Raw genomic sequence first — 19,142 nt, 5'->3', positions numbered from 1 at the left:
CGCCTGAATCTTTAATAGTAGCGGGATCCGCGTTTTCGAAAAATGGAACAGGTCACAGCCCGCTGTTCCATTTTCCAGAAAAGGAACAAGTGTTCACTAATATCGAAGGGGGTTGGCCGGGGGCGGACACACTTTCTCTGGCAAGTCGAAAGTGTTGCAAGATATGTCCCTGCGCGCCGCCCCGGCCGGGTGCCGCCTTACTCGAAAGGCGGCTCGCCCTGCCAGTCGAAGAAATCGGGCAGGTCCTCGGACACCTTGTCGGGGAAGACGGCGGCTCTTTTCTGCAGAAACGACTCCACGCCTTCGCGCACATCGGCGGATCCACCCCGTGACTTCATCGCCCGGCTGTCGAGTTTGTGCGCTTCCATGGGGTGCTCGGCACCGGCCATGCGCCAGATCATCTGACGGATCATCGCCACCGACACCGGCGCGGTCTGGTCGGCGAACTCCTTCGCTAGTGCCAGCGCCGCCGGGTAGAGTTCGTCCGGTGCGTGCACCGAGCGCACCAGCCCACGCTCCTTGGCTTCCGCCGCGCTGAACACGCGCCCGGAGAAGCACCACTCCAGCGCCGAGGAGATGCCCACCACCCGGCTCAGAAACCAGGACGACGCCGCTTCATTGACGATGCCCCGGCGCGAGAACACAAAGCCGAACTTGGCGTTCTCGGAAGCCATGCGCACGTCCATGGGCAACTGCATGGTGACGCCGACGCCCACGGCGGCGCCGTTGATCGCGCCGATCACCGGCTTGAGGCTGCGGTGGATGCGCAGGGCCACCTGGCCGCCGCCGTCGCGGTGGGCGTCGTCCGGGTTGGCCCCTTCGCCGCCGCGCTTCTTGTAGTCGAAGGTGTCGCCGCCGGAGGACAGGTCGGCGCCGGCGCAGAAGGCGCGGCCGTTGCCGGTGACGATCACCGCGCGCACCGCGTCGTCGGAATCGGTGTAATCAAAGGCGGCGAGCAGCTCGTCCTTCATTTCCCGGGTAAAGGCGTTCATGCGATCCGGGCGGTTCAGATAGATGGTGGCGATGCCGTCATCGACGGTGATCTCCAGAGTATTAAAAGAAGGCGTTTCCATGGTCTCTCCCGATGTTATTGAGTGTCTGATTATTCATGGTGACTGATGCAGGGACTTGCCGGGGGGGGGGGGGCGGTCAGTCGCCGGCCTCGCCCACGGTGATGATCTTCAGGGTGTTGGTGCCGCCGCCCACGCGCACGGCGTCGCCCTTGGTGAGAATCAAGCGATCGCCGTCTTCCACCAGCCCCAACCGCTGAAGCTGGTCGGCCGCTTCCCGGTTGACCTGACCGGGGTCGCTGGCCATTTCGAAGTGCTGCGGCTCCACGCCCCGGTAGATCGCCACGCGGCGGCGGGTGCGCGGGTCCGGGGTAAAGGCGAAGATCGGCATGCCGGAGCGCACCCGCGACATCAGCCTCGGCGTAGTGCCGGTTTCGGTCATGGCGATGATCGCCTTTACCCCGCTCAGGTGGTTCGCCACATGCATGGCGGCGCGGGCGATGGCCTCGTCGTTGTGGCTCATGCCCTGCTCGGGCCGGTCCTCGCTGGGCCGACTCTGATAGGTGCGCTCGGCGCCGAGGATAATGCGGTCCATGGCCTGCACCGTGGCCACCGGGTAGTCGCCGACCGCGGTTTCCGCCGACAGCATCACCGCGTCGGTGCCGTCGAGCACCGCGTTGGCCACGTCGGAGACTTCCGCGCGGGTGGGCTGGGGGCTGTGGATCATGGATTCCATCATCTGCGTGGCGGTGATCACGAACCGGTCCAGGGCGCGGGCGCGACGGATGATGTGCTTCTGTACGCCCACCAGCTCGGCGTCGCCGATTTCCACCGCCAGGTCGCCGCGCGCCACCATCACGCCGTCGGCGGCGAGGATGATGTCGTCCAGCACCGCCGGGTCGGCGACCGCTTCCGCCCGCTCGATCTTGGCGACCATGTCGCCGTGACCGCCGGCTTCGCGATACAGGGCGCGGGCCTGATGGATGTCGTCGGCGTGGCGGGGGAACGACAGCGCCAGGAAATCCACTTCCAGGGAGGCCGCCAGCTTGATGTCCTCGCGGTCCTTGTCGGTGAGGGCCTGGGCGTTGAGTCCGCCGCCCTGGCGATTAATGCCTTTATTGTTGGACAGCTCGCCACCCACCAGCACCCGGCACTCGACGCGGCTGCCGGCGACGTTCTCGACGCTCAAGGCGAGCAGGCCGTCGTTCAGCAGCAGGGTGTCGCCGGCCCGGCAGTCGTCGGCGAGCCCGGCGTAGTCGGTGCCCACCTGGCCGCTGTCGCCGGCGTCCTTGTCCAGGGCGGTGTCGATGGTGAAGGGCTGGCCGGGTTCCAGCATCACAGGACCGTCGCGGAACCGGGCGATGCGAATCTTGGGGCCCTGCAGATCGGCGAGGATCGCCACGTTGCGGGCCTGCGCGTCGGCCTGTTCGCGGACGCGGGCGGCGACGGCGCGGTGGTCGTCGGTGCTGCCGTGGGAGAAATTAAGGCGGAAGACGTTGACGCCGGCGTCGATCAACCGGGCCAGGAGGCCGGCGTCGGAGGAGGCCGGGCCGAGGGTGGCGACGATTTTGGTGCGTCGGAACATGGGGCTGCCTTTTGCTGGGATCGGGTCAGGTGGGTTTCATTGTTGCAGATATTGAGGATCAGGTGAGGGGGCGGAGTGTTTGCGGATGTGTTTTGGGGCGTTTCCGTGAGGATTGATCGAAACGGCTTTTGGCCGTTTCGACCCCTGCGGGGCTTCGCGGCCTTTGGCCGCTCGTCGCCAACTCGCTTGTAAAGCGAGTTGGTCGAACCTGGAGAGGTCGATCCGACGGGCGTGCCAAATAAAAAGGCCCACCCCCTTCGCGGGGGTGGGCCTTTTTATTTGGCACGCCCGAGAGGATTCGAACCTCTGACCTTTGCCTCCGGAGGGCAACGCTCTATCCAGCTGAGCTACGGGCGCAAAACTTGTTGTCACAAAACCTGTCCGGCGGCGCCTTTAGTGGGCGGGGTGCCGATTCAGGACGCGCATGATAGCCGTTTGGGTGGGCGGCGTCCATGCTCCGCGCGGCCTTCGGCCCGGTGGGCCTGACCCTGTCAGCTGCGTATAATGCCGCCGCCGCTTCGTTCCGGTCGGGCGGCTGATGGTCCTGTCTCTTACGGGTTTCCGGCAGGTCCGTCCGCTACACGAGCCCGTTTTTCCCGGGAGTTCGAGACATGAATCCATATTGGTGGGTTTTGCTGGCGGCGGTGGTGGTGGAAATCGCCTGGGCGATGAGCCTGAAGTGGATACAGATGCAGCCGGGGGTGGCGTCGATCAGCACGTCGCTGGTGCTCACGGCGCTCAATATGCTGGCGCTGTCGTTCGCCATGCGGGGCATCCCGGTGGGCACCGCCTACGCGGTCTGGACCGGGCTCGGGGCGGTCGGCATTACCCTGCTGGGGGTGGTGTTTTTCCAGGATCCGCTGGGTACCGCGCGGTTGGGCTTTCTGGCTCTGATCATCGTCGGCGTGGTGGGGTTGAAGCTTTCCACGCAGGGCGGTTGACGGCGCCGCGCCGCCGGGCATTTTACAATCTTTTCCCGCGATCCGATGATGGATTGGGTACGCTTCAGCGGTATTGGATGGAGTAGAAACGGTGCGCATTGCTTATTTAGAAGACGATCACGCCCAGGCCGAGCTGGTCACTCACTGGCTACGCGAGGCGGGGCACACTTGCATGCATCTCTCCAGCGGACGGGAGTTCATGAGTCTGCTGCGCAGAGACACCTTCGATTTACTGGTGCTTGACTGGGAAGTCCCCGACATGAGCGGTTACGCGGTGCTCGGGGAGGTGCGGGCCAGCGGCAATAAAACGCCGGTGCTGTTCGCCACCCAGCGTGATGATGAGTCGTCGATTGTCGGCGCACTCAGTCAGGGTGCCGATGACTATATGGTTAAGCCTGTGAAACAAGCGGAATTGCTGGCCCGTCTCAACGCGCTCGGGCGCCGGGCGGGCGTCGCTGACATGGATGATCAAGGAATGATGACCGTGGGACCCTGGACGATCGATCGTGGTCGCCGCCAGATTACCCTGGACGATGAGCCGGTCAAGCTCACCGACAAGGATTACGAGCTCGCTTGCTATCTGTTTCAGAACGTCGGCAAGCTGATGTCCCGTGCCCACCTGCTGGAGAAAGTCTGGGGCATCATGACCCCGATCGAATCCCGCACCGTGGACGTGCACATCAGCCGCATTCGTCGTAGTTTGCAGATCCGCCCCGAGCGGGGCTACCGCATCAAGACGGTCTACCAGCACGGTTACCGCCTGGAACCGATCGACGATTGACCCGCCGGCGACCGGTTCGCTGTCGTTCCCCACTACCGTCGACTCCCCCGCGCCTCGGGACAGCGGTGCCCTGCCCGTGGCGCCGCGCCTGCGGCCCGAAAGGCGCTTTTCGGCAAAATCCCTGTTCCGGCCGTAAACGCCCGGTGGTACCGTTACGCTACGTTGGACCGGCCACGGTGGTCCTGGGCACCGTGGCGGCCGAACTACTACTGACGTTATAGGATTTCATGGCGAAACTCGGCTCCGAGCAACGACGCTACCTGGTGGAACACCTGTCCGTGCTTCTGGTGGTCGCCGGGCTCTGCGTATTGCTCTCGATCAGCGGTGGCTTGTCGTTCTTCAACCGCTACGTCTACGACAGCCTCATGCAGTGGCTGCCCATGGAGCCGTCCGGCGACGTGCTGATCGTCGGCATCGATGAATACAGCCTTCGCGAGGTGGGCCGCTGGCCGTGGGATCGGCGCATTCACGCGCAGATTATCAACCAGCTGGAAGAGCAGGGCGCCCGCGCGGTGCTGATGGATCTGATTCTGTCGGAGCCGGATCGCAGCCGGCCCGAGTCCGACCAGGCGCTGGCGGAGGCGATCCGCGCCGCCGGACACGTCTATTTGCCGGTGCACGTGGAGCAACTGCGCTCCGGCGGCCAGTTGATCGAGGTGCTGCCCCACGCCGAGTTCGCCCGCGCCGCCAAGGGGCTGGGCCATGTGGACCTGGAGCTGGACGGCGACGGTGTGGCCCGCTCGGTGTTCATGCGCTCGGGCATCGGCCAGCCCTGGTGGCCGCACATTACCCAGGCCTTGCTGGAAGGCGAGGGCCTGATCTCCACGGATCTCTACCCGGCGGGGGACGAAGGCGCTTTCGCCGGTCTCGCCAATGTGCGCAAGTACCCCCGCTATATTCCGTTCGCCGGCGGCGCCGGCACCTACCCCCAGGTGTCGGCGGTGGACCTGCTTGAAGGCCGGGTGCCCGACCAGCTGGTGAAGGACCAGTTCGTGTTCATCGGCGCCACCGCCGCGGGGCTCGGCGACATGCTGCCGACCCCCATGGCCGGCCAGGGCGAGCTGATGGCGGGCGTGGAAATCAACGCCAATATCTTCGATGCGCTGCGCCGTCATCAGCTGATCGAGCGGCTGGACACGGTGCCGGCCCTGTTCGTCAGCCTGTTGCTGGCGCTGCTGGCGCCGTTCCTGCTGCCCTTCGTGCTGCCGCGCTGGAGCATCCCCCTGGTGATGGCCTCTCTGGCCTTGACCGTGGCGGTCTGCTACGGCCTGCTGGCGCTGTTCAATCTCTGGTTTCCGCCGGCGGCGGCGCTGCTTTCGGCCATTGTCGCCTATCCGCTGTGGACCTGGCGGCGTCTGGAATACTCCATGGCCTACATGCGCAACGCCCTGGCGCGGCTGGCCGAGTACAGCGACCTCAACCGCCGTTTGACCGAGCCGGCACCGATGTCGCGCATGCTGAGAATGCTCGACCAGGTGCTGCCGGTGCGCGCCTGGCGCCTGCAGACCCAGGGCGGCGCCCCGGTCTCCGGCGGCGAGGCGCTGGCGCCGGTGGACTGGCGCGGCCAGCTGGCGCGCCGCTACCCGTTCCGCCACGAGGGCAAGCGTTACGAGCTGTGGGTGGCCTGGCGCCAGGGGCTCGACGCGGACACCTACGATTACTGGATCCGCGCCATGCTGGCCCGCACCGAGGCGCGCCGCCCCAGCGGCGGGCCCCGCTACGAGGTGATCGAAAAGCACATCGAACGGTTGCGCTCCGAGGAGCAGCGTCAGCAGGCGCTGACCCGCTTTTTCCAGGTCGGGCTGGCGCAGATGAGCGAGGGCGTGCTGATCTGCGACGCCTGCGGGGGGGTGGTCTTCATCAACCCCCAGGCGGCCTACCTGCTCAGCCTGGAAGGCGTCGGCCAGGACACCCTGGGGCTGGCGGATATCGGCCGCGAACTGGAATTCCACGGCGACCGCGACTGGATGGGGCTGCTGCAGGAGGTGCTCGCCGACGGCCGGGTGCAGAAAGAGTGCCGCAACCGGCGCGGCATGGATCTCTACCTGGACATGATTCTGGTGCACGCCGGCGATCAGCCCGGGCGCATGCTGATCGTCAGCCTCAAGGATATTTCCGACGTCAAGCAGGCCATGCGCACCCGCACCGAGATGCTCGATTTCCTGTCCCACGATTTGCGCTCGCCGATGGTCTCGGTGCTGGCGCTGATCGGCAGGATGCGCCATGGCGAGGACGGCGAACGGCTGCGGGACTTCCTCGACAACGTGGAGCACTACGCCCAGCGCAACCTGAATATCGCCGAGCAGTTCCTGCAATTGGCGCGGGTCGAGGCGGAAGAATCCGTGGAGATGGTGGAGCAGGACATGCTCGACGTGGTCGAGTCCGCCATCGACCAGGTGCAGATCCAGGCTCAGAGCCGGGGCATCACCCTGCGTTTTGACTACGACCAGGAGCAGGATGTCTGGGTGCGCGGCAACAACGAGCTGCTTGAGCGTCTGGTGGTCAACCTGCTCACCAACGCGGTGAAATACAGCCACGAAAACGGCAAGGTGCTGGTGCGTCTCTATGCCGAAGGCGGCCAGGTGTGCTGTGACGTGCGCGACCAGGGCGTGGGTATTCCGGAAGCGTTCCAGGACAAGCTGTTCGAACGCTTCAGCCGCGCCAGCACCAGCGGCGGGGCGCGCACCCGCGGCGCCGGTCTGGGCCTTCGTTTCGTCAAGGTGGTGACCGAGCGCCACGGCGGCACCATCCATGTGGAGAGCGTTCCGAACGAAGGCAGCTGCTTCCGTCTGGCGCTGCCGCGCATCGATGTGGGCGGCCTCTAGGCCGCGCTCCCCGGGCGCTTTTCACGGCGCCGTGAGCGCTCCGCGCTAAGCTGATTCCGCGATAGGCGTCGATGGCGCCTTTTTCCCGGTGTTTTCTGCGGGTATAATTCCGCCGCCCCCGGGGCAAGTCATAGCTATCAGAGGTGTCATAGTGAATAAAATGCTGACCGCCAGCCTGGTCCTTCTCGCCACCGTTTTCGCCGGCAACGCCGCGCTGGCGGCGGAGAAGTCTTCTTATCCCCTGGGTGAGCGCTCTATTCTCAGCGACCGCGCCACCGCCGAGCGTCTCAAGCCGGTGGGCAGCGTCTGCGTGGAAGGCGAGGACTGCGGCAGCCAGATGGCCGATGCCGGCGATGCCGCCTCCGGTGAGCCGCGCGACGGCGCCACCGTCTACAGCAGCGGCTGCGCCGCCTGCCACGACTCCGGGGCCGCCGGTGCGCCCAAGACCGGCGACGCCGGTGCCTGGGCCTCGCGCATCGACAAAGGCATGGACACTCTGGTCAAGCACGCCTACGAAGGTTTCAACGCCATGCCGGCCAAAGGTATGTGCAGCGACTGTTCCGAAGAGGAAATCGCCGCCGCCGTTGAATACATCGTGGACAAGAGCCAGTAGTGCGGCGGTTCGGGCCCGCCCTCCTCGGCGGGTTGCTGGCCTCGTTGACGCTCGCCGGCTGCGGCGACGCGGACGGTCCAGCCGATGCGTCGGGCGCCGACGCGTCCGGCGAAAGCGCATCCCGTGAGCCCGCCGAAATCTACGCCCAATACTGCGTGAACTGCCATGGCACCGGCATGGCCGGCGCCCCCATGGTGGGTCCGGAACACCGTCTGATCTGGTCTGAAGAGATCGAGGAAGAAGGCTTCCCGACGCTGGTGAAGATCGCCATCGAAGGTCAGAACGGCATGCCGCCGCGCGGTACCTGCTTCGACTGCAGCGATGAAGAGATCGAAGCCACGGTGCTGTACATGCTCAAGGAGAGCGGCGCCAAGTAGTCCCGGCGCCGCCGCCTAGTCCAGCAGGGCCTTGAGGTTGGCGATGCTGGCCTGGGCCACCTGATCTTCCTGTTCCTCGTCTTTCTTGAACCCCTCGCCGATATACTGAAGGTCGTCCAGCGGCAGCTCTTCCAGGAAGCGGCTGGCCAGGGTGTCCACCTTCTCACCGTACTGCTTGCGGGTCAGCGCCTGGGTGATCGCCAGGCTCTCGCGGGCGCGGGTGATGCCCACGTACATCAGGCGGCGCTCCTCGACGATGTTGTCCTCCTCGATGCTGGTGCGGTGCGGCAGTAGCTCTTCCTCCACGCCCATCATGTAGACGTGGGGGAACTCCAGGCCCTTGGAGGCGTGCAGGGTCATCAGTTGCACCCGGTCCGAATCGTCTTCCTCGTCCTGCTGTTCCAGCATGTCCATCAGCACCAGTTTGCTGATCACCGCTTCCAGGTCGGAGGCGCCTTCCTCGTCGTCTTCCTGCTTTTCCAGCATGCGCTGGATATTGCGCACCAGTTGCCAGACGTTCTCCATGCGCTTCTCGCCGATGCGCGGGCTGGAGGCGTTCTGCATCACCCAGCTCTCGTAATCCATCTCGGTGATCAGTTCGTTCACCGCCTGCAGGCTGTTATGGCCGAAACAGGCGCGGCGCTTTTCATCCAGCCAGGTCTTGAAGGCGCGCAGCTTGTCCGCGGCTTTCCCGGCCATCACCTCGCCCAGGGCGAAGTCGTCGCACACATGGTAGAGGCCCTGGTCCCGCTGGGCGGCCCAGCCGGCCAGTTTTTCCAGGGTGGCCGGGCCGATCTCCCGGCGCGGCGTGTTGATCACGCGCAGGAAGGCATTGTCGTCGTCCGGGTTGACCAGCAGGCGCAGGTAGCACATCAGGTCCTTGATCTCGCCCCGCGAGAAAAAGCCGGTGCCGCCGGACACCTTGTAGGGAATCTGCAGTGCCTGCAGCTTCATCTCCAGAATCCGTGACTGGAAATTGCCCCGGTAGAGCACCGCGAAGTCCTTCCAGTGCAGGCCGCGCTGCAGGCGCCGGTGGAAGATGTCCCCGGCGATCCAGTCGGTCTCGGCGTCCTCGTCGCGCAGCGCCGCGATGCGGATCGCCTCGCCGTAGCCGTAATCGGACCACAGGCTCTTCTCGAACACGTGGGGGTTGTTGGCGATCACCGTGTTGGCGGCCTTCAGAATGCGACCGGTGGAGCGGTAGTTCTGCTCCAGCTTGACTACTTTCAGGTCCGGCCAGTCTTCCTGCAGCTTGGCCAGGTTTTCCGGCCGCGCACCGCGCCAGGCGTAGATCGACTGGTCGTCGTCGCCCACCACCGTGAAGCGCCCCTCCGGGTGGGTGAGCATGCGCACCAGTTCGTACTGGGCGCCGTTGGTGTCCTGGTACTCGTCCACCAGCAGGTACTGAATGCGGTGGCGCCATTTCTCCAGAATGCGCGGCTGCTCGCGGAACAGCTGCGCCGGCATCAGGATCAGGTCGTCGAAGTCCACCGCGTTGCAGGCGCGCAGCATGCGGTTGTAGCCCTGATAGGCCATGGCGGCGCGCAGGGCGTCGTCGCTGTCGGCGTGGCTGACCGCCTCCTCGGGCAGGATCAGTTCGTTCTTCCAGTCGGAGATGCGCTTCTGCACCGCGTCCACCGCCGCCAGGTCTTTCTCCGATTCGCCCTGACGCAGGATTTCCTTGAGAATCTCCTTGCTGTCGGTCTGGTCGAGAATGGAGAAGCCGCGCCGCAGGCCGCTGGCCGCCAGTTCCTGCTTGAGAATGCGCAGGCCCAGGTTGTGGAAGGTGGAGACGATCAGCCCCCGGGTGGAGCCGCGTTCGGTGAGGCTCTGCACCCGCTCCTTCATTTCCCGCGCCGACTTGTTGGTGAAGGTGACCGCGGCGATGCGGCCGGAGGGCACGCCTTTCTCGGCGATCAACCAGGCGATTTTGCGGGTGATCACGCTGGTCTTGCCCGAACCCGCCCCCGCGAGCACCAGCAGGGGGCCGTCGGTGTAGAGCACCGCTTCCTGTTGGCGGGGGTTGAGAGACGACATCGATACTCCGGCGGGGCTGATGGACGAAGCGCGTATCATAGCAGCCGGAGCGCACCCTTTAGGAGCCGTGATTGATGAGACTGGACCGCTTTCTGGGGCAGCGGAAAAGGCTGGGACGGCGCGGCGTGCGGCTGTTGCTGGCGGCCGGCCGCGTCACCGTGGACGGGCGGGTGATCCAGGACGGTCGCCACGAAGTGGGGCCTTTCACGCCGGTGGCGTTGGACGGCGAACCCTTCACCGTGCGCCGCGCCGCCTACTGGATGCTGCACAAGCCGACCGGCTGCGTGAGCGCCACCCGCGACCGCCACCATCGCACGGTGCTGGACTGTCTGGACCCCGCCGACGCCACCGACCTGCATCTGGCCGGGCGGCTCGATTTCAACAGCACCGGGCTGATGCTGCTCACCAACGACGGGCGCTGGTCGCGGCGTCTCAGCGACCCGCGCCACAAACTGCCGAAGGTCTACCGGGTGCGCACCGAGGACCCGATCACGCCGGATTACGCCGCCGTGTTCGAGCGCGGGCTCTATTTTCCCTACGAGGACCGCACCACCCGCCCGGCCGGCCTGGAGATCCTGGCGCCGCGCGAGGCGCGGGTGACGCTGTACGAAGGGCTTTATCATCAGATCAAGCGCCTGTTCGGGCACTTCGACAACCGGGTGGTGGCTCTGCACCGGGAACGGATCGGCCCGATACGGCTGGACCCCTCGCTCGCACCGGGGCAGTATCGCGCCCTCGGCGCCGACGAAATTCGTCTGCCGGGCCCCGCCGAGCCCGATGTTCAGGAGCTCCGCCGACCATGACTTCCACCGTGGCCGTCTTCGCCGACGTGCAGAACCTGTATTACACCGCCCGCCAGGCCCACCAGCGCAACGTGGATTACAACGCGCTCTGGGCGCGCGCCACCGGTGGGCGCCAGGTGGTGGCCGCCCACGCTTACGCGGTGGAGCGCGGCGATGAGAAGCAGCGTCAGTTTCAGAACATCCTGCGCGCCATCGGTTTCAACGTGAAGCTCAAGCCGTTCCTGCAGCGCGCCGACGGCTCCGCCAAGGGCGACTGGGACGTGGGCATCACCATCGATATCATGGAGCAGGCGCCCAGCGTGGACCGGGTGGTGCTGGCGTCCGGGGACGGCGACTTCGCCATTCTCGCCGACCACATCCGCGCCCGGCACGGCTGTCAGGTGGAAGTCTACGGCGTGGCGCCGCTCACCGCGGCGGCCCTGATGCGCGCCGCCGACGATTTCATTCCCATCGAAGGGGATTTGCTGCTTGGCTGATTCGCCCACCGGCCCGGCGCGGCTGGATTTCTTCGTCGCCCACGCCGCCGGCCTCAGCCGCAAGCAGGCCAAGGCCCTGATCCGCGGCGGCGCGGTGACGGTGACCGGTGAAGACGGGGCGCCGCGCACCGGCCTCAAGGCCAACAGCAGCGTGGCGCCGGGGGAGTGCGTGCGGCTCGACGGCGCCGTGCTGACGCTGCCCGGCGAGCGCTACCTGATGCTGCACAAACCGGCCGGCCGGGTGTGCGCCCTGGAGGACGCCCTGCCCACGGTGATCGATCTGATTCCCGCCGAGCAGCGCCGTGGCCTGCGCATCGTCGGCCGCCTGGACCGGGACACCACCGGTTTGCTGCTGCTGACCACCGACGGCCAGTGGGCCCACCGCCTGATGTCGCCGCGTCACCACTGCGCCAAGCGCTACCGGGTGACCACCGCCGAGCCGCTGGACGACGCCCAGCTGACGCGGCTGCGCGACGGGGTGGTGCTGCACGACGACCCGGCGCCCACCCGGCCCGCCGAGGCGCGGGCGTTGAGCGACACGGAACTGCTGCTGACCATCAGCGAAGGCCGCTACCACCAGGTCAAACGGATGCTGGCGGCGGTGGGCACCCGGGTGGTCGCCCTGCACCGCGAAGCGGTGGGCCATATTGAACTGGACCCGGACCTGCCCGCCGGCGCCTGGCGCCCGCTCACCGACGCGGAAATCGGCTAGCGCAGCTCGCCCTGCAGCGCCATCACATCCACGGTCCGCGACCGGTCCAGCGGGTCCACCAGCGTGTGCGCGTCCTGATACACCCGCGGTGTTTGGTACAGCGCGACCAGCGCCCGGGCGTGGCTGGGGCAGACATAGCGGTCCGGCATTTCCCGTTGCAGCCAGGCGCGGACCTTGGGCGCCTGGTCGGAGCCCATCTTCGGAAACAGGTGATGCTCCACATGGTGGCTGAAGTGGAAGTGCAGCGGATCCAGCCAGCGCAGCTGACGCACGCTCATGGAGTTGTCCACCGGGTGGTTGTTGTCCATCTGCGGGCGCAGCATGTGGTTGGTGAGAATGTAGCCCTGGCCCAGGGCGTTGGCCATCATCAGCGGGATCAACACCGTGAACAGCGCCAGCGGCCCGGACAGCACCGCCAGAACCAGCCAGGCGGCGCCGCACAGCAACGCCTGGCGAATCGCCTTGTTGCGCTCGAACCCTTTGAATTCCTCGCGGCGGCGGGTCTGCATCCACAGCACCAGCTGGGCGTGGAACATGAAGGAATAGAACAGGAAAAAGTAGCTGTACCAGGTGCCCGAGCCCGGCGCCAGCTTGGTGAAGTTGGCCAGCTTGGGGTGCTTGTTGTAGCGGTGGGCGGTGCCGAACGAATCCGGATCCCGGTCGCCCAGGTTGGTGTGCGCGTGGTGGGCCACGTTGTGCCAGCGGCGCCAGAACTCCGGCGGAATCATCATCGGGCCGAAGCCGATCCAGCCGAACAGGTTCTGCAGGCGCCGGCTCATGCCCAGGGCGCCGTGCAGCACCTCATGGGCGAGCAGCGCCTGGCAGCCCAGGGTGTGGCCCACCACCACGGCGATCATCAGATTACCCCACCAGGGCAGGCCCAGCGTCAGAATCGCGGCGATGCCGCCGACGATCACCAGGCTCATGGGCAGAAACCAGATCGCGCGCCACGGCCGGGCCCGGAACGCCGACGGCCCCAGGTCCTGTTTCATGGCATCGCGAATGGCGCGGGCGTCGTCGGCGCCGAAGGTGCGCTGGTAGCCTCGGGTGTCGCTCATGGGGTCCTCCGGAAGGGAATGGCAACGGGTGGATGTCACAGCGCCGCTATTCTCACCGTGCCCCTGTCGACGGCGAAGGGCCGCGCCGGACAGTGACCTGTCATTTTCGGACAAAGCCGCGAACAGGTGTATTCTCTTGGCCATGAGCGTACAGATCGCGGATCTCCCCAGCCTCGCCGGCGACCGCACCCCGATTCCGGTCAACTATGTCCGTAATCTGGTGGAGCTGGTCCATGAGTTCGGTCTCGACACGGACCGGCTGCTGGCGCATGTGGGCCTGACCCAGGCGGAGGTGTACAGCGCCGAGCCGGCACTGCGCTTCGAGCAGTTCCAGCGGGTCATGGCGGGCGCCCGGGACCTCAGCGGCGACCCGGCCATCGGCCTGGCGCTGGGCCGCCAGCTCACCGTCACCGCCCACGGGCTGCTCGGCTACGCGGCGATCAGCAGCGCCGACCTGGGCGAGGCGCTGGAGCTGCTGGAGCGCTATTTCCGCACCCGCACCCGCCTGTGCCTGCCGCGTCTGAGCCTGGAGGGCCGCTGGGTCCGGTTTTGCCTGGCGGAACCCTACGACCTGGGCGATATCCGCGAGCCCTATCTGGAAGTGGTCACCGCCGCGCTGGTGGGCGGGCTGCGCTATTTGCTCGATGACCGCCTGCAGGACGCCACCCTGGAACTGCCCTACGCGCCGCCGCCCCACGCGGAGCGCTACGCCGAAGTGCTCGGCATGCCGGTGGTGTTCGGCCGTGAAGTGGCGGCGCTGCGCTTTCCGGCACGGCTGATGAAGGTGGCGTTTCCGCTCTCCGACCCGGCGTCCCGGCGCATGGCGGCGCACAAATGCGAAGAGGAACTGCAGCGCCTGGAGGCGGACCTGGACTGGGCCTCGCGGGTGCGTGCCCGGCTGATGCAGGCGGAGGGCATGCTGCCCAGCCTGGATCAGCTGGCGGCCAGCTTCCATCTCACCTCCCGCACCCTGCGGCGCTACCTGGCGGCGGTGGGGGTCAGCTACCGGCACCTGCTGGAAGAGGTGCGCATGGCCCGGGCGGTGCGCTACCTGCAGGCCAACCTGCCGGTGCAGAAAGTCGCCGACCTGCTCGGCTACGCCGACCCCAGCAATTTCACCCGCGCCTTCCGGCGCTGGACCGGCCACCCGCCCAGCTTCTACCAGAACGGCTGAACCGACACATCCGCTTACCCAACCGCCGCCGGTGCGCGCCGTGGGCGCTTGAGCGCGGCCCCGCCCGGCGTTAGGGTTTTGCTCTTCTTTCCTATTCCTCCACCTGATAAAGAGACCCCCATGAGCGAGAACCGATTCGACGTCAGCGGCAAACGTATTCTGATCACGGGGGCGTCCAGCGGCTTCGGCGCCCACTTCGCGCGGGTGCTGGCGGAACAGGGCGCCGACCTGGTGCTCGCCGCGCGGCGCGTGGAAAAGCTGGAAGAAACCGCCGGCGCGGTGCGCGCCCTGGGCCGGGACGCGGTGGTGGTGCCCATGAACGTGGCCGACCACGCCAGCGTGGAGGCCGCCTTCGAGCGCATGCCGGCCCTGGATGTGGTGGTCAATAACGCCGGCATCAGCCGCGACGGAGCCACCGACACCCTGAGCGAAGAAGACTGGAGCGCGGTGGTGGACACCAACCTGAACGGCGTCTGGGCGGTGAGCAAGTTCGCCATCCAGCAATGGCGCCGCGACGGCCGCCCCGGCAACATCATCAACATCGCCTCGATCCTCGGCCTGCGCGTGGGCGCCATGCTCGCACCCTACACCGTGGCCAAGGCGGCGGTGGTTCAGTTCACCCAGTCCATTGCCCTGGATTACGCGCGCCACAATATCCGCTGCAACGCCATCTGCCCCGGCTATGTGGAAACCGACATCAACCGGGAATTCTTCCAGGGCCCCCACGGCGAGAAGCTGATCAAGCGCATCCCTTACCGCCGCCTGGGCCAGATCGACGAACTGGTGGGGCCGCTGTTGCTGCTCGCCTCCGACGCCTCCAGCTACATGAGCGGCGCGGCGATCCCGGTGGACGGCGCGCATCTGTGCAACACGCTTTAAGGCTTGAGCAGGTTCTGGCGGTAGCTCAGCGCCTCGCGGAGATGCTCCCGGCGGATCACCTCGCTGCCGGCCAGGTCGGCGATGGTGCGCGCCACGCGCAGGCTGCGGTGAAGCGCCCGGGCGGACAGCTCCAGGCGTTCCATCACCCCGGTGAGCCAGGCCTTGTGCGGGCCTAATGCCTCCATCAGTCGCTCCGCGTCGAGCTCACGGTTAAGCCGGCCCTGGCGGTGCAGCTGGCACGCCCGGGCGGCCAGCACCCGCTCCCGCACCCGTCGGCTGGGCTCGCCGTCCGCGGCCCCCAGCAAAGTATCCGGCGACACCGCCGGCACTTCCAGATGCAGATCGATGCGATCCAGCAGCGGACCGGACAGCCGTCGCTGATAGCGCTTCGCTTTCTCGCACTCGTAGCCGCAGCTTTTCTCCGGGTCGCCCAGGTACCCGCACGGGCAGGGGTTCATCGCCGCCACCAGTTGGAAGCGGGCCGGAAACGTCACCTGTTGAGCGGCCCGCGCGATGTGTACCTCGCCGGTTTCCAGCGGCTCGCGCAGCACCTCCAGCACCCGCGGCTGGAATTCCGGCATCTCATCCAGAAACAGCACACCTTCATGGGCCAGGGATATCTCGCCGGGGCGCGGCCGGCCGCCGCCGCCCACCAGCGCGGCAGCGGAGGCGGTGTGATGCGGCGCCCGGTAGGGCGGCTGCAGGAACGCGCCGGCGGGGCGCGCGTGACGCAGCGAGTTGGATCGCCGCCACTTCCAGGGCCCGCTCCCGGTCCAGTGGCGGCAGCAGGCCGGGCAGGCGCGAGGCCAGCATGCTTTTGCCGGCACCGGGCGGACCGCTCATCAGCAGGGAGTGGCCGCCCGCCGCGGCGATCTCCAACACCCGCTTGGCGGCCGGCTGACCGCGAATCTGAGACAGACAAGGGGCGCCCCCGGTGTCGTCGCCGGGCGAGGCCGGTGGGGCGTGGAGCGGTAGCCGGGTGTCCCCCTTCAGGTGCGCGCACAGTTCGGTGAGGCTGTTCACCGCCAGGGTGTCCGCGCCGGCGAGGGCGGCTTCGTCACCGTTCGCCGCCGGCACCACCAGGGTGTGTCCGTCGCGGGCCGCGGCCAGCGCGCCGGGCAGCACCGCCGGCACCGGGCTCAGCGCTCCGGACAGTGCCAGCTCGCCGATCCACTCCATGTCTTTCAGATCGACGCGCCCCAGCTGTCCGCTGGCGAGCAGAATGCCCACCGCGATCGGCAGGTCGAAGCGGCCGCCGTCCTTGGGCAGGTCGGCCGGCGCCAGATTGACGGTGATGCGCTGTTGCGGGATGCGAAAACCGCCGTTGATCAGCGCCGAGCGGACCCGGTCCTTGCTCTCGCGGACGGCGGTGTCGGCCAGACCGACCACGGTGAAACCGGGCAGCCCCGGACCCAGGTGAATTTCCACGCGCACCGGTACGGCACGGATTCCCAGGGTGGTGCGACTGTGAAGCAGGGCGATAGACATGGGGCGAGATTAACCGGCCGGTGGGGCCGGCGGTGTACGCCGGCGCCCTCGATCCGGGTGCGCCGGTGGCTCGACGTCATGTAGGACGTCCTCGACGGTGCGCCGGGGTCAGGTGTTCAGGCGCGCTCTTCCAGCGCCGCCACCTCTTTTTCCAGGGCCTCGAGCCGGGCGCGGGTGCGCTCCAGCACCTGCTGTTGGATTTCGAACTCCTCGCGGCTGATCAGATCCAGGCGAGTCAGGGTTTCGTTGAGGACGGCGCGCACGCTGTGCTCCACCTCCTGGCGCAGCTGGCCCAGATCGCCGGGCAGATGGCGGCTGATGTCGGCCATCAGTCGATCGAGAAAGGCTTGGCTTTGCATGGCCACAGGCTCCACTATTTGCTACTCGGGCGGGTCAAGGTGCGATGGTACCACCGCCCTTGGCGTTATGGGCGCTTCGAGAGCACCGTAACGGCGTGCACCATTTTGGGAAGCGCTCCATGATGATGCACTATATTGCCGCAACCGACCCCGGAACACCCCGGGGCAACAGTTCTAACCCTCTGAATATGCGTGACTTTTAAAAACTGGCATGGGTCGTGCAGAAAATGGGCTAGAGCGTTCCGGTCTGAAACCCAACGGACGTTAACGGACGCGTTATAAGCGTTTGAAGGAGATAGAAATGAAACTGGTTACAGCCATCATCAAGCCGTTCAAATTGGACGACGTGCGTGAAGCACTGTCCGAGATCGGCGTTCAGGGCATCACCGTTACCGAGGTGAAAGGCTTCGGACGTCAAAAGGGTCACACCGAGCTGTATCGCGGCGCGGAATACGTGGTCGATTTCCTGCCCAAGGTAAAAATCGAAGTGGCCATCGCGGAGGCCAGCCTGGATCAGGTTATCGAAGCGATCACCAAAGCGGCCAATACCGGGAAAATCGGTGACGGCAAGATCTTTGTCACCACCCTGGAGCAGGCCATCCGCATCCGTACCGGCGAGACCGGCGAGGACGCGATCTAAAGTTTAGAAGCTTACGTTTAGAGAAATGTGTAACACGACCCATGCCAAGGTCCTGAACACGCTTCCAATTCTCGGAGGGTTGCAACGTGGAAAATCAAATCTTTGAACTTCAGTACGCCATCGACACCTTTTATTTTCTGGTGTGTGGCGCACTGGTAATGTGGATGGCGGCGGGCTTCGCGATGCTCGAAGCCGGCCTGGTGCGTGCTAAAAACACCACCGAAATTCTCACCAAGAACGTGGCGCTGTTCGCCATCGCCTGCCTGATGTACCTGGTCTGCGGTTATTCGATCATGTACGGCGGCGGCATCTTCCTGAACGGCATTGAAGCCTTTGATCTGGCCGGTGTGCTGGCGGACTCCGCGGAAGCGGGTTTTGACGGCGGCTCGGTCTACTCCGGCGCGTCCGACTTCTTCTTCCAGGTAGTGTTCGTCGCCACCGCCATGTCCATCGTTTCCGGTGCCGTGGCCGAGCGTATGAAGCTGTGGGCCTTCCTGGCGTTCGCGGTGGTCATGACCGGTTTCATCTACCCGATGGAAGGCGCCTGGACCTGGGGCGGCGTCGACGTGTTCGGCATGTACAACCTGGGTGATCTGGGCTTCTCCGACTTCGCCGGTTCCGGCATCGTGCACATGGCCGGTGCGGCCGCCGCCCTGGCCGGTGTGCTGCTGCTGGGCGCCCGTAAAGGCAAGTACGGCCCGAACGGCGAGATCCACGCCATCCCCGGTGCCAACCTGCCGCTGGCGACCCTGGGTACCTTCATCCTGTGGATGGGCTGGTTCGGCTTCAACGGCGGTTCCGTGCTGAAGCTCGGCGACGCCGCCAGCGCGCACTCCGTGGCCATGGTGTTCCTGAACACCAACACCGCCGCCGCCGGTGGTGCCGTTGCCGCGCTGATCGTGGGCCGCTTCCTGTTCGGCAAGGCCGACCTGACCATGCTGCTCAACGGCGCCCTGGCCGGCCTGGTGACCATCACCGCCGAGCCGTCCACCCCGACCGCTCTGACCGCCACCCTGTTCGGCGCGATCGGTGGCGTGCTGGTGGTGTTCAGCATCGTGACCCTGGACAAGCTGAAGATCGACGATCCGGTCGGTGCCATCTCCGTGCACGGTGTGGTCGGCTTCCTGGGCCTGATGCTGGTGCCGATCACCAACGACGGTTCCAGCTTCTCCGGCCAGCTGATCGGCGCCCTGACCATCTTCGTGTGGGTGTTCGTGGCCAGCCTGATCGTGTGGGCCATCCTCAAGGCGATCTTCGGCATCCGCGTCTCCGAAGAGGACGAGTACGAAGGCATGGATATCGTGGACTGCGGTATGGAAGCGTACCCGGAGTTCGTGAAGAGCTGATCCGTCTTCTTCCAATCTGTCTTGCTCCAACCTACAGG

19 protein-coding genes and 1 tRNA gene are annotated in these 19,142 nt (G+C 66.2%); 12 read left to right on the top strand and 8 right to left on the bottom strand.

Going from position 1 to position 19,142, the window contains the following annotated elements:
* Window positions 1-197: 197 nt before the first annotated feature.
* The 3 genes from ISO4_RS00955 to ISO4_RS00945 form a co-directional block, all read right to left on the bottom strand.
* Window positions 198-1,073, bottom strand: a complete 876-nt coding sequence (locus ISO4_RS00955) for a crotonase/enoyl-CoA hydratase family protein (RefSeq protein ID WP_142947594.1) — start codon at window positions 1,071-1,073, stop codon at window positions 198-200.
* A 76-nt stretch (window positions 1,074-1,149) separates the two neighbouring features.
* Window positions 1,150-2,595, bottom strand: a complete 1,446-nt coding sequence (gene pyk, locus ISO4_RS00950; protein WP_194854836.1) for a pyruvate kinase — start codon at window positions 2,593-2,595, stop codon at window positions 1,150-1,152.
* Between the two features lie 280 nt (window positions 2,596-2,875).
* Window positions 2,876-2,952: transfer RNA gene (locus ISO4_RS00945), tRNA-Arg, on the bottom strand.
* A 254-nt stretch (window positions 2,953-3,206) separates the two neighbouring features.
* On the opposite strand from ISO4_RS00945, the gene ISO4_RS00940 reads away from it, so the two are divergent.
* The 5 genes from ISO4_RS00940 to ISO4_RS00920 all read left to right on the top strand — a co-directional run bounded on the left by ISO4_RS00940 (window position 3,207) and on the right by ISO4_RS00920 (window position 8,132).
* Window positions 3,207-3,536 (top strand): DMT family transporter, encoded by a 330-nt coding sequence (locus ISO4_RS00940; RefSeq protein ID WP_194854835.1) that lies wholly within the window; start codon window positions 3,207-3,209, stop codon window positions 3,534-3,536.
* A 91-nt stretch (window positions 3,537-3,627) separates the two neighbouring features.
* The gene (locus ISO4_RS00935; RefSeq protein ID WP_194854834.1) at window positions 3,628-4,317 is read left to right on the top strand and encodes a response regulator transcription factor; all 690 of its coding nucleotides are present in this window, start codon (window positions 3,628-3,630) and stop codon (window positions 4,315-4,317) included.
* 227 nt (window positions 4,318-4,544) lie between these two features.
* Window positions 4,545-7,142: a CHASE2 domain-containing protein gene (locus ISO4_RS00930; RefSeq protein WP_194854833.1), complete on the top strand. Its 2,598-nt coding sequence runs from the start codon at window positions 4,545-4,547 to the stop codon at window positions 7,140-7,142.
* A 160-nt stretch (window positions 7,143-7,302) separates the two neighbouring features.
* Window positions 7,303-7,755: a c-type cytochrome gene (locus tag ISO4_RS00925; RefSeq protein WP_194854877.1), complete on the top strand. Its 453-nt coding sequence runs from the start codon at window positions 7,303-7,305 to the stop codon at window positions 7,753-7,755.
* Between the two features lie 32 nt (window positions 7,756-7,787).
* Complete coding sequence (locus ISO4_RS00920) at window positions 7,788-8,132, top strand: c-type cytochrome (RefSeq protein WP_194854832.1); 345 nt, start codon at window positions 7,788-7,790, stop codon at window positions 8,130-8,132.
* A gap of 15 nt (window positions 8,133-8,147) precedes the next feature.
* Here the strand turns inward: ISO4_RS00920 and rep are convergent, their stop codons facing one another.
* Window positions 8,148-10,169: a DNA helicase Rep gene (rep, locus tag ISO4_RS00915; protein WP_194854831.1), complete on the bottom strand. Its 2,022-nt coding sequence runs from the start codon at window positions 10,167-10,169 to the stop codon at window positions 8,148-8,150.
* Between the two features lie 74 nt (window positions 10,170-10,243).
* On the opposite strand from rep, the gene ISO4_RS00910 reads away from it, so the two are divergent.
* Genes ISO4_RS00910 through ISO4_RS00900 form a run of 3 tightly spaced genes read left to right on the top strand, consistent with a single transcriptional unit; the run spans window position 10,244 to window position 12,160 of the window.
* A complete protein-coding gene (locus ISO4_RS00910) occupies window positions 10,244-10,972 on the top strand; it encodes a pseudouridine synthase (RefSeq protein ID WP_194854830.1) in 729 nt (242 codons plus the stop codon).
* The gene (locus ISO4_RS00905) at window positions 10,969-11,448 is read left to right on the top strand and encodes a LabA-like NYN domain-containing protein (protein WP_142947586.1); all 480 of its coding nucleotides are present in this window, start codon (window positions 10,969-10,971) and stop codon (window positions 11,446-11,448) included. Before ISO4_RS00910 ends, ISO4_RS00905 begins: the two co-directional genes overlap by 4 nt.
* Window positions 11,441-12,160: a 16S rRNA pseudouridine(516) synthase gene (locus ISO4_RS00900; RefSeq protein ID WP_194854829.1), complete on the top strand. Its 720-nt coding sequence runs from the start codon at window positions 11,441-11,443 to the stop codon at window positions 12,158-12,160. Before ISO4_RS00905 ends, ISO4_RS00900 begins: the two co-directional genes overlap by 8 nt.
* On the opposite strand, the gene ISO4_RS00895 is transcribed toward ISO4_RS00900, so the two are convergent.
* Window positions 12,157-13,218, bottom strand: coding sequence for a fatty acid desaturase family protein (locus ISO4_RS00895; RefSeq protein WP_194854828.1), 1,062 nt, complete (start codon window positions 13,216-13,218; stop codon window positions 12,157-12,159). The two genes, ISO4_RS00900 and ISO4_RS00895, sit on opposite strands and share 4 nt — an antisense overlap.
* 142 nt (window positions 13,219-13,360) lie before the next feature.
* On the opposite strand from ISO4_RS00895, the gene ISO4_RS00890 reads away from it, so the two are divergent.
* A complete protein-coding gene (locus ISO4_RS00890; protein WP_142947583.1) occupies window positions 13,361-14,392 on the top strand; it encodes an AraC family transcriptional regulator in 1,032 nt (343 codons plus the stop codon).
* Between the two features lie 120 nt (window positions 14,393-14,512).
* Window positions 14,513-15,271 carry an SDR family NAD(P)-dependent oxidoreductase gene (locus ISO4_RS00885; protein ID WP_142947582.1) on the top strand — a complete coding sequence of 253 codons (759 nt, stop codon included), beginning with the start codon at window positions 14,513-14,515 and terminating at the stop codon, window positions 15,269-15,271.
* Here the strand turns inward: ISO4_RS00885 and ISO4_RS17275 are convergent.
* The 3 genes from ISO4_RS17275 to ISO4_RS00875 all read right to left on the bottom strand — a co-directional run bounded on the left by ISO4_RS17275 (window position 15,268) and on the right by ISO4_RS00875 (window position 17,118).
* Window positions 15,268-15,975, bottom strand: a complete 708-nt coding sequence (locus tag ISO4_RS17275; protein ID WP_407647908.1) for an ATP-binding protein — start codon at window positions 15,973-15,975, stop codon at window positions 15,268-15,270. The two genes, ISO4_RS00885 and ISO4_RS17275, sit on opposite strands and share 4 nt — an antisense overlap.
* A complete protein-coding gene (locus tag ISO4_RS00880; protein ID WP_407647907.1) occupies window positions 15,875-16,759 on the bottom strand; it encodes a magnesium chelatase domain-containing protein in 885 nt (294 codons plus the stop codon). Before ISO4_RS00880 ends, ISO4_RS17275 begins: the two co-directional genes overlap by 101 nt.
* Before the next feature lie 116 nt (window positions 16,760-16,875).
* Window positions 16,876-17,118, bottom strand: coding sequence for an accessory factor UbiK family protein (locus ISO4_RS00875; protein ID WP_194854827.1), 243 nt, complete (start codon window positions 17,116-17,118; stop codon window positions 16,876-16,878).
* 301 nt (window positions 17,119-17,419) lie between these two features.
* Here ISO4_RS00875 and glnK point away from each other — a divergent pair, with 301 nt between their 5' ends.
* Window positions 17,420-17,758, top strand: coding sequence for a P-II family nitrogen regulator (glnK, locus tag ISO4_RS00870; protein WP_067612559.1), 339 nt, complete (start codon window positions 17,420-17,422; stop codon window positions 17,756-17,758).
* A gap of 86 nt (window positions 17,759-17,844) precedes the next feature.
* Window positions 17,845-19,104, top strand: a complete 1,260-nt coding sequence (locus ISO4_RS00865) for an ammonium transporter (protein WP_194854826.1) — start codon at window positions 17,845-17,847, stop codon at window positions 19,102-19,104.
* Window positions 19,105-19,142 lie beyond the last annotated feature (38 nt).

The organism is Alloalcanivorax venustensis ISO4 (assembly GCF_015356855.1).
Lineage (GTDB): Bacteria > Pseudomonadota > Gammaproteobacteria > Pseudomonadales > Alcanivoracaceae > Alloalcanivorax > Alloalcanivorax venustensis.
Note: the sequence above shows the minus strand (reverse complement) of the source record. Positions and strands in the feature narration are given on the sequence as shown.